The sequence below is a fragment of the Pseudomonas putida genome (genome assembly GCF_028682635.1).
In the GTDB taxonomy this organism is placed as follows: Bacteria; Pseudomonadota; Gammaproteobacteria; order Pseudomonadales; family Pseudomonadaceae; genus Aquipseudomonas; species Aquipseudomonas putida_AE.
In genome coordinates this window covers 71391-83723 of the sequence record NZ_JANHLK010000005.1, presented here as the reverse complement: position 1 = coordinate 83723, position 12333 = coordinate 71391, and the positions used below count along the sequence as shown (strand labels likewise).

The following is a 12333-nucleotide window of genomic DNA, read 5'->3' as shown; positions in this document are numbered from 1 at the left end:
CGCGCCCAGAGGGCGCCTCCCGTAACGCCTGGTTCACCAGGCTCGTTACACCTTCAGAGGCGCCCTTGGGCGCGCGCGATTAACAGCAATTGCTTGAAGCTTTATCAGTGCACATCTTTCCAGTATTCGCGCTTGAGCAGATAAGCGAATACGAAGAAGAACGCCAGGTACAGCAATACGTACGTACCGATGCGCTGATGTTGCAACTTAACCGGGTTAGCCGAGTAAGCCAGGAAGGTTACCAGATTCTTGACCTTCTCATCGAACTGCTCTTCGGTCAGGGCGCCACTCTTCGGCACGATGGTCAGCTGATCGCACGCTTCATGAGTCAGCGGCGTACCGGTCAGCGGATCATATTGCTTCTTGCCGTCCTCGACGATCTGCACCTGCTTGCAACCGACGACCTGACGACCCTGCAGGCCGACCAGTACGTTAGGCATGCCGACGTTCGGGAAGACCTTGTTGTTCACACCCCAAGGGCGCGACGGGTCTTCATAGAACGACTTCAGGTAACCGTAGAGCCAATCGGTGCCACGAACACGAGCGACCAGGGTCAGGTCGGGCGGCGCCGCACCGAACCAGGTCTTGGCGTCAGCCGGCTGCATGCCGATGTTCATGTGATCGCCAATCTTGGCGCCGGTGAACACCAGCTTGTCGAGCATCAACTCGTGCGGAATGCCAAGGTCATCGGCAACACGCTCGTAACGCTGGAACTTGGCGCTGTGGCAGCCCATGCAATAGTTGGCGAACGTACGCGCGCCATCCTGCATCGCCGCCTTGTCAGCCACGTCGATGTCGACTTTTTCCAGCTCGGGGCCACCGTGCTCTGCTGCGAAAGCGAACACCGGCAGGGCAGCAAGCATCAATACAGCAAATAGTTTTTTCATCAGCCAGTCACCCTTTCCGGAACCGGTTTGGTCTTCTCGAGCCTGGTGTAGAACGGCATCAGAATGAAGTAGGCAAAGTACAGGAAGGTACATACCTGCGACAGCAGCGTACGGCCCGGAGTCGGCGCCAGGACACCCAGCACGCCCAGGATCACGAACGAAATGCAGAATACCCAGAGCCAGATCTTGCTCATCCAGCCCTTGTAGCGCATCGACTTGACCGGGCTACGATCCAGCCACGGCAGGACGAACAGCACGGCGATGGCCGCACCCATGGCGATTACACCCAGGAGCTTGTCCGGAACCGCGCGCAAGATCGCGTAGAAGGGTGTGAAGTACCAGACCGGAGCGATGTGCTCTGGGGTCTTGAACGCGTTCGCCACTTCAAAGTTCGGCTTCTCGAGGAAGTAGCCGCCCATTTCCGGGAAGAAGAACACGATCGAGCAGAAGATGAACAGGAACACCACCACGCCGACGATATCTTTCACGGTGTAGTACGGGTGGAACGCGATACCGTCCAGCGGCACGCCGTTTTCGTCCTTGTATTTCTTGATGTCGACGCCGTCCGGGTTGTTCGAACCGACTTCGTGCAAGGCCAGGACGTGCAGCACCACCAGGCCGAGAATCACGATCGGCAAGGCCACCACGTGCAGGGCGAAGAAGCGGTTCAGGGTGATCCCGGAAATCAGGTAGTCACCACGGATCCACTGGGTCAGGTCGTTGCCGATGACCGGGATCGCACCGAACAGCGAGATAATCACCTGGGCGCCCCAGTAGGACATCTGGCCCCAAGGCAGCAGGTAGCCCATGAAGGCCTCGGCCATCAGCGCCAGGTAGATCAGCATGCCGAACACCCACACCAGCTCGCGCGGCTTCTGGTACGAACCGTAGAGCAAGCCACGGAACATGTGCAGATAGACCACGATGAAGAACGCCGAAGCGCCGGTGGAGTGCAGCAGGCGCAGGATCGAGCCGTACTCGACGTCGCGCATGATGTACTCGACGGAAGCAAAGGCCTCTTCCGCCGAAGGGGTGTAGCTCATGGTCAGCCAGACACCGGTAACGATCTGGTTGACCAGGACGAGCAGCGCCAGGGAGCCAAAGAAATAGAAGAAGTTGAAGTTTTTCGGAGCGTAATACTTGCTGAGATGGTCTTCCCACATCTTGGTGGCGGGAAAGCGCGCATCAACCCAATCCATGAACTTGCTCATCACGCTTTCTCCGTATCGACGCCAACGACGATGATGTCATCGGTCTCATAGGAATGCGGGGGAACTGGCAGGTTCAAAGGCGCAGGTTGCGACTTGTAGACGCGGCCAGCCAGGTCGTAGTGGGAGCCGTGGCAAGGACAGAAATAGCCACCTACCCAATCCTTGCCCAAATCGGCGGGAGCGACTTCGGGACGGAAGGTCGGCGAGCAACCCAGGTGCGTGCAGATACCGATCAGCAGCAGAACCTCAGGCTTGATCGAACGGGTTTCCGGATCAACATAGGTTGGTTGAGTCGAGTTCTTGGAGGTCGGGTCAGACAACTGACCCTCGATCTTCTTCAGATTCCCCAGGATTTCCGGCGTACGGCGGACGATGAATACCGGCTGGCCGCGCCACTCAGCAATCATCTGCTGGCCTGGCTCGATCTTGCTGACATTCACTTTCACCGGTGCACCTGCGGCTTTCGCCTTGGCACTGGGAAACCATGACCCCACGAACGGGACCGCAGCCCCCACCGCTCCTGCAGCACCCACCACGGATGTGGCTGCTACCAAGAAGCGACGCCGGCCTGCATTCACGCCGTCATTGCTCATTCAGTCCTCTCCCATCAGCTTTGTGGCCTGTTAAATCAGGCATCTACTAAGTAAAACTCTGTACTTATAAAAATTTTGCCGAATGGTAATGAAAAGCCCCAATTCTGACAAGGTAATTACCCCGAGGCACCACTGCCAAGCCTTGGAGTATAGGGGCTCTGCTGATGTGGCAAGTTGTCACAGCGCAATTCTTTGAGAAAATCACAGGCACAAAAAAACGCCCAGCTCCGTGAGGAAACTGGGCGTTCTTTTTTGAACGTGGAAGCGAATTAACGCTTCGAGTACTGCGGACGCTTACGCGCTTTACGCAGACCAACTTTCTTACGTTCAACTTCACGTGCATCGCGGGTTACGAAGCCGGCTTTACGCAGAGCGCTGCGCAGAGTTTCGTCGTAGTCCATCAGAGCGCGGGTGATGCCGTGGCGGATTGCGCCAGCTTGACCACTCACACCACCGCCGATCACGGTGACGTAGATGTCGAACTTCTCGACAGTCTCAGTCAATTCCAGCGGCTGACGAACTACCATGCGGGCAGTTTCGCGGCCGAAGAAATTATCCAGCGAACGGTTGTTGATGGAGATGTTACCAGTACCCGGACGCAGGAAAACGCGTGCGGTTGCGGTCTTGCGACGGCCAGTGCCGTAATTTTGAGTCGCCGACATAATGAACTATTCCGTTAAATCTTCAGTTCTTGGGGCTGCTGAGCAGTATGAGGGTGTGCAGCGCCCGCATAGACTTTCAGCTTACGGTACATGTCGCGACCCAGCGGGTTCTTAGGCAGCATGCCTTTGACCGCGGTCTCGATCACGCGCTCAGGGGCCTTGGCGATCAGCTTTTCAAAGTTGATCGACTTGATGCCGCCCGGGAAACCGGAGTGGGAGTAGTACATTTTGTCAGTGGTTTTAGCGCCGGTAACACGGATCTGCTCGGCGTTGATTACGACGATGTAGTCGCCGGTGTCAACGTGAGGAGTGTACTCAGGCTTGTGCTTGCCACGCAGACGGCTCGCGATTTCGGTGGCCAGACGACCCAGGGTCTGACCAGCAGCGTCGACGACAAACCAGTCGCGCTTTACTGTTTCCGGTTTAGCAGTAAAAGTTTTCATTCTTTATAGCCTCAGGGGCCGCCCTGTAAATTAGACGGCGGATCTTACTGAATAGTGCGTACTTTGACAAGTCAAAGGCAGCCGGATACAGACGCTTTCGGGGGCTCGGGTCGGCGCGTCCGTTCAACGGCAAGATTCTTCGGCGGCGGCGCATCACTTCCACTGCAGAAAGAGGTGCGCAATTATGCAGATTGCGAAAAATAATTCAACCTGCTTTTATGATTGTTTTGCCCAGGGGAGCACCCGATGGACTATCGCCAGCTAGGCCGAACCAACCTGAACGTGAGCGCAATCTGCCTCGGCACCATGACCTGGGGCGAGCAAAACAGCGAGGCAGACGCTTTCGCCCAGATCGAGCGGGCCAAAGGTGCGGGGATCAACTTCATCGATACCGCCGAAATGTACCCGGTGCCGCCCAAGGCCGAAACCTATGCCACCACCGAGCGCTACATCGGCAATTACTTCAAAAGTCGCGGGGACCGTGCCGACTGGATCCTCGCCAGCAAGATCGCCGGCCCGGGCAACACCATCGACTACATCCGCGACAAGAACCTGCGACACAATCGCCAGCACATCACCGAGGCCGTGGATGCCAGCCTCCAGCGCCTGCAGACCGACTACATCGACCTGTACCAGCTGCACTGGCCGGAGCGCAGCACCAATTTCTTCGGGCAGTTGGGCTACAAGCACCAGACCGAAGCCAACCTGACGCCCCTGGAGGACACCCTCGAAGCGCTGGACGAACAGGTCCGGGCCGGCAAGATCCGCCACATCGGCCTGTCCAACGAAACGCCGTGGGGCACCATGCGGTTCCTGGCCCTGGCCGAGCAACGCGGCTGGCCGCGCGCGGTGTCGATCCAGAACCCCTACAACCTGCTCAACCGCAGCTTCGAGGTCGGCCTGGCGGAAATCGCCATCCGCGAACAGTGCGGCCTGCTCGCCTATTCACCGCTGGCGTTCGGTTTCCTGTCAGGCAAGTACGAAGGTGGGGCGCGCCCGCCAAAAGGCCGCCTGAGCCTCTACAGCCGGTTCAGCCGCTATTTCAACCCGCAGTCGGAAGCGGCCTGCAGCCGTTACGTCGCTCTGGCCCGTGAGCACGGCCTGGACCCGGCGCAAATGGCCCTGGCATTTGTGACGCAACAGCCGTTCGTGACCAGCAACATCATCGGCGCCACGACACTGGAGCAACTGGACAGCAACATTGCCAGTTTTGATCTGAAGTTGTCGGAGGAAGTACTGGAAGGGATCGAGGCGATCCACAAGGATCACCCGAATCCTGCGCCATAACCCGCACCTGTAGAAGCGAGCTTGCTCGCGAAAAACCTGAGCACACCGCAGGGTGTCAGCGTTATCGTTGACGCCCATCGCGAGCAAGCTCGCTCCTACAATGACCTGGCAATTATCTCCTTCATGATTTCATTGGTCCCCGCATAAATCCGCTGCACCCGCGCATCCGCCCACGCCCGGGCGATCGGGTACTCCCACATGAAACCGTAGCCGCCATGCAACTGCACGCACTCGTCGAGCACCTTGCATTGCAGGTCCGTGCCCCAATACTTGGCCATCGCAGCCGTCGGCACATCGAGCTTGCCTTGCAGGTGCAACTCCAGGCAGCGGTCGACAAAGACCCGGCCGATCTGGATCTCGGTCGCCATCTCGGCGAGCTTGAACCGGGTGTTCTGGAAGTCGGCAATCGCCTTGCCGAACGCCTTGCGCTCGCGGGTGTAGTCCAGTGTCCATTGCAACGCCGCCTCGGCTGAAGCCAGGCCGCCGATGGCGACGGTGAGGCGCTCCTGCGGCAACTCCTGCATCAAATACGCGAAGCCCATCCCGGCCTGACCCAGCAGGTTTTCCTTGGGCACCCGCACGTCCTGGAAGAACAGTTCCGAAGTGTCCTGGGCTTTCATGCCGACCTTTTCCAGACGCTTGCCCTTATCGAAGCCGGGCGTATCGGCCTCCACCAGGAACAGGCTGGTGCCCTTCGCGCCCGCCTTAGGATCGGTCTTGGCGACGACGATCACCAGGTCGGCGAGGAAGCCGTTGGTGATGAAGGTCTTCGAGCCGTTGATTACGTACTCGTCGCCATCGAGCACGGCGGTGGTCTTCACCCCTTGCAGGTCGGAACCGGCGCCGGGCTCGGTCATGGCGATGGCACTGACCATCTCGCCAGACACCAGTTTCGGCAGGTATTTGTGTTTCAGCGTTTCACTGCCGTAATGCAGGATGTAGGGCGCAACGATGTCCGAATGCAGGGAGAAACCGATACCGGTCAGCCCCAGGCGCCCCACCTCTTCGATGACCACCGCGCTGTACAGGAAGTCTGCCCCCAGCCCGCCGTACTGCTCCGGCAGATGCGAGCACAACATCCCCGCCTCCCCTGCCTTGTTCCAGAGTTGACGATCGATATAGCCCTGTTTTTCCCATTGCCCGTGGTACGGCACTGCTTCTTTTTCGAGGAACGTTCGCACACTGTCGCGAAAAAGTTCGTGCTCGGAACTGAACAAGGTTCTGGGAATCATGCGGCACCCTTTTCTTTGTTGTTAGAAGGATTGGACCTTCAGAGACTATGCCTCGTGTCCGATACAGGACACTGGACACATCCGACAAAAAATAAGACGATCCAGCCGTCTGGTGACCACTTTCCCCTATAAGAATAAAGTTGAATTATGTCTAACCAAGCCTCCACGCCTCTACGGCGCGTCAGCATCCTGGCCATTGACCGGGTTTTCGCTTCCACCCTCATGCAGGCCAAGGATTTCTTCCACCTCGCCAGCCTGCGCTACGGCAAACAACTGGGCCACGGCCTGACTCCCGCGTTCGAAACCCGACTGGTCAGCCCCGACGGCAAACCGGTCAACACCTTCAGCGACGTGATGATCCCGGTGGATGGTGGCCTGGAAAATGCCGACATCATCGTCATCCCCGCGTTCTGGGACGATTTCGATACCCTGAGCAAACGTTATCCACAGGTCCTGCCCTGGCTGCGCCAGCAACATGCGCGGGGCGCCGTACTGTGCGGCGAGGCCACCGGCGTGTTCTGGCTCGCCGAAGCCGGCCTGCTCAATGGCAAGGAGGCGACCACCTACTGGCGCTTCTTCAACGCCTTTGCGGAGCGTTTCCCGAAGGTCCAGCTCAACCAGGACAAGCACCTGACCGACGCCGACAACCTGTATTGCGCCGGCGGCACCACCTCGGCATGCGACCTGTACATCTACCTGATCGAACGCTTCTGCGGCGCCAACGTTTCCCAGGCCGTGGCGCGCGACATCCTCTATGAAGTGCAGCGCAGCTACTCGCCGGGAAGAATCGGCTTCGGTGGGCAAAAGCTGCACCAGGACGTGATCATCCTGCAGATCCAGCACTGGCTCGAGGAACACTTCGCCGATAAATTCCGCTTCGAAGACGTCGCCCGCGAACACGGCATGAGCATCCGCAACTTCATGCGTCGCTTTCAGACCGCAACCGGCGACAAGCCGCTGCACTACCTGCAGCGACTGCGCATCGAAACCGCCAAAGGCCTGCTGTCCGGCAGCCGCAAGAGCATCAAGACCATCAGTTACGAAGTCGGCTACGACGACGCGAGTTTCTTCGCACGCCTGTTCCGCCAGCACACGGAGTTGTCGCCGAACCAGTATCGGCAGCAGTTTCAGCAAGCAGCTTGAGCCAATGTAGGAGCTGCCGCAGGCTGCGATCTTTTGATTTTCAAGATCAAAAGATCGCAGCCTGCGGCAGCTCCTACAGAGGGATCTTCAGTGCATAAAAAAGGCCTGCATTTGCAGGCCTTTTCAATTTTACGAATCGCCTTACGGCTTGTGCGCGCGCGCGAGGAATTCGTGGGATTGCATTTCCAGCAGGCGACTCAGGGTTCGCTGGAACTCGAAGTTCAGGCGGCCGCCGGTGTACAGATCCTTGAGTTCGACTTCGGCAGAAATGATCAGCTTGACGTTGCGATCGTAGAACTCGTCGACCATGTTGATGAAGCGTCGGGCGATGTCGTCGGTGGTGACGCTCATCTGCTCGACACCGCTGAGCAACACGGCGTGGAAGATCTTGCCCAGTTCGATGTAGTCGTTCTGGCTGCGCGGGCCGTCGCACAGTTCGCGGAAGTCGAACCAGGCCACGTCGTCACAAGTGCGCAGGGCACGGATCTCGCGATTCTCGATCATCAGCACGTCGTTTTCGATCGCTGCGGTGCATTCCGGCGTCAGTGCGCGGAAGCTCTTGCGCAGGCTTTCGTGGGACGCTTCGTCGAGCGGGAAGTGGAACAGTTCCGCCTGCTCGAGGTGACGCAGGCGATAGTCGACGCCGCTGTCGACGTTGACGATCTCGGTGTTCTGCTTGATCAGGGCGATGGCCGGCAGGAAGCGCGCGCGTTGCAGGCCATCCTTGTACAGACCGTCCGGCACGATGTTCGACGTTGCGACCAGGGTCACGCCGTTCTTGAACAGCTCTTCCATCAAGGTGCCGAGAATCATGGCGTCGGTGATGTCGGAGACGAAGAACTCATCGAAGCAGATCACCCGGGCTTCGGTAGAGAAGCGCTTGGCAATGATGGTCAGCGGGTTTTTCTCGCCGCCCAGGGTCTTCATTTCTTCGTGCACGCGCTTCATGAAGCGGTGGAAGTGAGTGCGGGACTTTTCCTTGAACGGCAGCGCTTCGAAGAAGGTGTCGACCAGGTACGTCTTGCCGCGACCCACACCGCCCCAGAAGTACAGGCCCTTGACCGGTGCCTGATCCTTCTTGCCAAACAGTTTGCCCAGCAGGCCCGGCTTGTTCTGCTCGGCCGCGACCAGATCGTCGTACAGGCGCTGCAGATGGCGCACGGCAGTTTCCTGCGCGGCATCATGGAAGAATTCCGGGCGTTTCAGATCAGCTTGATATCGTTCTAGGGGCGTCATAATTCGTTAGCAAGGCAACAAAAACGGGCCGTCACTGTAGCGATGGCCCGTGGGAATGGCAATCAGCCCTTGGTCGGGCCGAGCCGTTGATTATTCCTGAACTGGCGTCAGCGCGATGCGCAATGCCTCGATCGCCACATCGCGCGCGGCGCTGTCAGCGAACGCCGGGCTGTCGCCCACGCACTGGCCTTCAAGCCAGACGCTGAAGCCCAGGTCTTCGCTGCGCACGTCCAGTGGCTGGCCCGATTGCAGCTGCTTGGTCACCTGACCGGCGGTTTTACCATCGGCAAAGTGACGCGACAGCAACAATTGCTCGCCATCGGCCGCCAACAGACGGAAGCGGAAACTGCCGTCGTCTTCGCGGAAGCTGACAAAACGTGCAGCCTTCGCCGCTTTCTTCTTCGTGGTTGCGGCCACTTGAGCCTGGGCAACGAAAGAACGCAGACCCACCGCTTCACGCAACTCGTTGAGGAAAGGGGTCGCGACTGCGCGAGCCTTTTTCGCACCGTGCTGCAGGATGTCTTCAAGGTCCGCCGGACGCTCGATCAGCTGGTTGTAACGCTCGCGGGATTCGCCCAATTCGCTGTCCAGCAGTTGGAACAGGCGATTCTTCGCCTCGCCCCAACCCAGGCCCTGCAGCAGATCGCTGCGGAACTCGTCAGCCTGCGCCGGGGTGGCAAACGCCTGGAACAGGGTGAACAGGTGCGAGTTGTCCGGATCCTTTGCCTCGCCCGGTGCACGGGAGTCGGTGACGATACGGGAAATCGCGTCCTTCATTTCCTTGGCGCTGCTGAACAACGGAATGGTGTTGTCGTAGCTCTTCGACATTTTCCGGCCATCCAGGCCCGGCAGCGTGGCCACGCTTTCCTCGATCAGCGCCTCGGGCATGGTGAAGAATTCCTTGCCCTGGCCAAACAGATGGTTGAAGCGCTGGCCGATGTCCCGGGCCATTTCCACGTGCTGGATCTGGTCGCGGCCGACCGGCACCTTGTGCGCGTTGAACATCAGGATGTCCGCGGCCATCAGCACCGGGTAGCTGTACAGGCCCATGGTGATGCCGGCGTCCGGGTCTTCACCGGTCTCGACGTTCTTGTCCACCGAGGCCTTGTAGGCGTGGGCGCGATTGAGCAGGCCCTTGGCGGCCACGCAGGTCAGCAGCCAGGTCAGCTCAGGGATTTCCGGGATGTCGGACTGACGATAGAAGGTCACGCGGTCCACATCCAGGCCACCGGCCAGCCAGGTCGCGGCGATTTCCAGGCGCGAGCGCTGGATGCGCAGCGGGTCATCGCACTTGATCAGGGCGTGGTAGTCGGCCAGGAAATAGAACGAATCGGCATTGCTGTCACGACTGGCAAGGATCGCCGGGCGGATGGCGCCGGCGTAGTTGCCCAGGTGCGGCGTGCCGGTGGTGGTGATGCCGGTGAGGATACGGGTACGAGTCGTCATGGGTAATCGCTTGTCAGACTGCAATCAATTCGAGAGACGCGGCAGGATCAGATCCTTGAGATCGGTCAGCTTGCCATGAAAAAAGTGTCCGCATTCTGCCACTTTCAGCAGCTCATGGGGACGTTCAAGCTGGTCGGACCATTGGTAAACCAGCTGTGGATCGATCACTTCGTCGGTTTCCGGCTGGATCAGGGTCAGTTCGCCGTGTTGCGGCAGTGGGTCCTGAGCACCCAGGCGCATGACCGCCGGTGCGACCATGAACAGATGCTTGAGCTGCTCGCCTTGCGCTTCCAGGCGGCCGCCGAGACTTGCTGCAACAAATCCGCCGAAGGAAAACCCGAACAGGGTCAACGGCAATTCCGGGTGTTTGGCGCGAAACCATTCGGCGACAGATTGGGCATCGTCGACTTCACCGGTGCCCATATCGTGAGAGCCTTCGCTGGCACCGACGCCACGGTAATTGAAACGCAGGGTGATCAAACCGGCATCGCGCGCAGTGCGCTGCAGGGTCGAGACCACTTTATTGAGCATGGTGCCGCCCTGCACAGGGTTCGGATGGCAGATAAGCGCCAGGCCGCGCGGCTGCTCATTGTCCAGGTACAGCGCTTCCAGTTGGCCGACCGGGCCATCAATCACTACAGGGGTTTCACGCATAAGCAAGGAAGGAACTCCGTGACCTCGAATCGGGTCGACTCGTCTAGCAAATTGTCTGCAACTGTCTATTGCGAGCGAATCGCGGTATACAGCGCAGGTTCGAGCCGTTAACGTAAAGCAAAGCCGTTTATAGAGGAAGGACTCGTGGAACACTCGCTCTTAGTTTGGTTGTTGCCGACTCTTGCCCTGGTTGTGGGTGTCGCCATTGGTTTCCTGATCGCTCGCCTGGCGCCGAATGCCGCGCCTAGCAGCACGCAACGTCAGCTGGACGATATTCAGGAACGTTTCGACAGTTATCAGAACGAGGTGGTGACCCACTTCAACAGCACTGCAACATTGGTCAAGAAACTGACTGCGAGCTATCAGGAAGTGCAGGATCATCTCGCCGAGGGTGCCAACCGCCTGGCCCTGGACGAGCAGACCCGTCAACGCTTGCTGGCCTCCCTGCACGCCGACGCAACGCAGGCTCCACGGGAACGCCTGACACCGCCGCGCAATCAGGAACCGCCGCGCGACTACGCACCCAAAGCCCCGAACGCGCCGGGCATGCTCGATGAGCATTACGGCCTGAAGAAGTAATCAGGTTACAGGTGTGAAAAAGCCCCTGTAGGAGCTGTCGAGTGCAACGAGGCTGCGATCTTTTGATTTTCAGAAGCAAGATCAAAAGATCGCAGCCTGCGGCAGCTCCTACAAAAAAACCGCCCGACCTGTGAAGATCGGGCGGTTTTTTTTACGCCTGACGCTTATGGGTACTGCTGAACGTTGCCTTGCTGCTGGGCACCATACTGCTGGCCTGGAATCGCCTTCAGGTTGACCTCTACCCGGCGGTTCTGCGCCCGGCCATTGACGTCACCGTTGCTGGCGACCGGGTTATCCGGGCCGGCGCCACGGGCGCTCAGGTTGGCACCGCTGACGCCTTGCGAGGTCAGGTAGGTCGCCACGCTCTGGGCGCGACGCTGGGACAGGTCCATGTTGTGCTGGCGGGCACCGGTGCTGTCGGTGTAGCCGACGATTTCGATCTGGTTCTGGTTGAACTCTTTCAGCGAACCGGCCAGGTTGTTCAGCGGCTGATAGAAGCTCGGTGCGATATTCGCCGAATCGGTGGCGAACGTGATGTTGCCTGGCATGATCAGCTTGATCTGGTCGCCTTGACGTTGCACTTCGACACCGGTGTTGGCCATGCTGGCACGCAGCTTTTTCTCCTGCTGGTCGGCGTAGTAGCCGTAACCGGCGGCGGAAGCACCCACGACGGCAGCACCGATCAGCGCGCCCTTGCCACGGTTGTCGTGGTTGATGGCAGCACCGGCCAGTGCGCCTGCGAGAGCTCCGAGGCCACCGTACTTGGCGGTTTTGCTCATGCCCGTGGAGCCGCTATCGGCCTGGCCCTGGCCCTGGCCCTGGCCGTCGTAGGGGTTGGGCGATGCGCAACCGGCCAACAGTGCCACGGCAGTAGCGACAATAATCAAACGAGGCGTGGTGAACATGTAGAGCTCCTACTTTTTTGCATTCTGTGGTGCAACGGACTCAGCATCGGACCCT

13 protein-coding genes are annotated in these 12333 nt (G+C 59.1%); 3 read left to right on the top strand and 10 right to left on the bottom strand.

The features are described from left to right. Positions 1-104: 104 nt before the first annotated feature. The 5 genes from NPS56_RS08070 to rplM form a co-directional block, all read right to left on the bottom strand. Complete coding sequence (locus NPS56_RS08070; protein ID WP_274074202.1) at positions 105-887, bottom strand: cytochrome c1; 783 nt, start codon at positions 885-887, stop codon at positions 105-107. Next, the gene (locus NPS56_RS08065) at positions 887-2098 is read right to left on the bottom strand and encodes a cytochrome b (protein ID WP_008060256.1); all 1212 of its coding nucleotides are present in this window, start codon (positions 2096-2098) and stop codon (positions 887-889) included. Before NPS56_RS08065 ends, NPS56_RS08070 begins: the two co-directional genes overlap by 1 nt. Beyond that, on the bottom strand, positions 2098-2691 hold the full coding sequence (gene petA / locus NPS56_RS08060) for a ubiquinol-cytochrome c reductase iron-sulfur subunit (RefSeq protein ID WP_274074201.1): 594 nt from the start codon (positions 2689-2691) through the stop codon (positions 2098-2100). Before petA ends, NPS56_RS08065 begins: the two co-directional genes overlap by 1 nt. A gap of 269 nt (positions 2692-2960) precedes the next feature. Further along, entirely contained in the window at positions 2961-3353 is a 393-nt protein-coding gene (rpsI, locus tag NPS56_RS08055) for a 30S ribosomal protein S9 (RefSeq protein ID WP_003228056.1), read from the bottom strand. A 14-nt stretch (positions 3354-3367) separates the two neighbouring features. Further along, a complete protein-coding gene (gene rplM, locus NPS56_RS08050; RefSeq protein WP_003228062.1) occupies positions 3368-3796 on the bottom strand; it encodes a 50S ribosomal protein L13 in 429 nt (142 codons plus the stop codon). A 246-nt stretch (positions 3797-4042) separates the two neighbouring features. Here rplM and NPS56_RS08045 point away from each other — a divergent pair, with 246 nt between their 5' ends. Then, positions 4043-5083 carry an NADP(H)-dependent aldo-keto reductase gene (locus NPS56_RS08045; protein WP_274074200.1) on the top strand — a complete coding sequence of 347 codons (1041 nt, stop codon included), beginning with the start codon at positions 4043-4045 and terminating at the stop codon, positions 5081-5083. Positions 5084-5178: 95 nt separating this feature from the next. Here NPS56_RS08045 and NPS56_RS08040 read toward each other — a convergent pair whose 3' ends face one another. Then, positions 5179-6315: an acyl-CoA dehydrogenase family protein gene (locus NPS56_RS08040; protein ID WP_274074199.1), complete on the bottom strand. Its 1137-nt coding sequence runs from the start codon at positions 6313-6315 to the stop codon at positions 5179-5181. Between the two features lie 222 nt (positions 6316-6537). Here NPS56_RS08040 and NPS56_RS08035 point away from each other — a divergent pair, with 222 nt between their 5' ends. Beyond that, positions 6538-7458, top strand: a complete 921-nt coding sequence (locus tag NPS56_RS08035; RefSeq protein WP_274074376.1) for a GlxA family transcriptional regulator — start codon at positions 6538-6540, stop codon at positions 7456-7458. Between the two features lie 141 nt (positions 7459-7599). Here NPS56_RS08035 and zapE read toward each other — a convergent pair whose 3' ends face one another. From zapE to NPS56_RS08020, 3 genes are all read right to left on the bottom strand, one after another. Then, complete coding sequence (gene zapE, locus NPS56_RS08030) at positions 7600-8694, bottom strand: cell division protein ZapE (RefSeq protein WP_274074198.1); 1095 nt, start codon at positions 8692-8694, stop codon at positions 7600-7602. Between the two features lie 90 nt (positions 8695-8784). Continuing rightward, positions 8785-10140, bottom strand: a complete 1356-nt coding sequence (locus NPS56_RS08025) for a tryptophan--tRNA ligase (RefSeq protein ID WP_274074197.1) — start codon at positions 10138-10140, stop codon at positions 8785-8787. A 24-nt stretch (positions 10141-10164) separates the two neighbouring features. Further along, on the bottom strand, positions 10165-10794 hold the full coding sequence (locus NPS56_RS08020) for an alpha/beta hydrolase (protein WP_274074375.1): 630 nt from the start codon (positions 10792-10794) through the stop codon (positions 10165-10167). 144 nt (positions 10795-10938) lie between these two features. Between NPS56_RS08020 and NPS56_RS08015 the strand changes: the two genes are divergently transcribed. Next, entirely contained in the window at positions 10939-11373 is a 435-nt protein-coding gene (locus NPS56_RS08015; RefSeq protein WP_008060245.1) for a YhcB family protein, read from the top strand. A gap of 164 nt (positions 11374-11537) precedes the next feature. Here NPS56_RS08015 and NPS56_RS08010 read toward each other — a convergent pair whose 3' ends face one another. Beyond that, positions 11538-12278 (bottom strand): OmpA family protein, encoded by a 741-nt coding sequence (locus tag NPS56_RS08010; RefSeq protein WP_274074196.1) that lies wholly within the window; start codon positions 12276-12278, stop codon positions 11538-11540. Positions 12279-12333 lie beyond the last annotated feature (55 nt).

Excerpts from the sequence above, each read along its gene's own strand:
- NPS56_RS08070 (WP_274074202.1), bottom strand. The coding sequence starts at position 887 with ATGAAAAAACTATTTGCTGTATTGATGCTTGCTGCCCTGCCGGTGTTC.
- NPS56_RS08065 (WP_008060256.1), bottom strand. The coding sequence starts at position 2,098 with ATGAGCAAGTTCATGGATTGGGTTGATGCGCGCTTTCCCGCCACCAAG.
- petA (WP_274074201.1), bottom strand. The coding sequence starts at position 2,691 with ATGAGCAATGACGGCGTGAATGCAGGCCGGCGTCGCTTCTTGGTAGCA.
- rpsI (WP_003228056.1), bottom strand. The coding sequence starts at position 3,353 with ATGTCGGCGACTCAAAATTACGGCACTGGCCGTCGCAAGACCGCAACC.
- rplM (WP_003228062.1), bottom strand. The coding sequence starts at position 3,796 with ATGAAAACTTTTACTGCTAAACCGGAAACAGTAAAGCGCGACTGGTTT.
- NPS56_RS08045 (WP_274074200.1), top strand. The coding sequence starts at position 4,043 with ATGGACTATCGCCAGCTAGGCCGAACCAACCTGAACGTGAGCGCAATC.
- NPS56_RS08040 (WP_274074199.1), bottom strand. The coding sequence starts at position 6,315 with ATGATTCCCAGAACCTTGTTCAGTTCCGAGCACGAACTTTTTCGCGAC.
- NPS56_RS08035 (WP_274074376.1), top strand. The coding sequence starts at position 6,538 with ATGCAGGCCAAGGATTTCTTCCACCTCGCCAGCCTGCGCTACGGCAAA.
- zapE (WP_274074198.1), bottom strand. The coding sequence starts at position 8,694 with ATGACGCCCCTAGAACGATATCAAGCTGATCTGAAACGCCCGGAATTC.
- NPS56_RS08025 (WP_274074197.1), bottom strand. The coding sequence starts at position 10,140 with ATGACGACTCGTACCCGTATCCTCACCGGCATCACCACCACCGGCACG.
- NPS56_RS08020 (WP_274074375.1), bottom strand. The coding sequence starts at position 10,794 with ATGCGTGAAACCCCTGTAGTGATTGATGGCCCGGTCGGCCAACTGGAA.
- NPS56_RS08010 (WP_274074196.1), bottom strand. The coding sequence starts at position 12,278 with ATGTTCACCACGCCTCGTTTGATTATTGTCGCTACTGCCGTGGCACTG.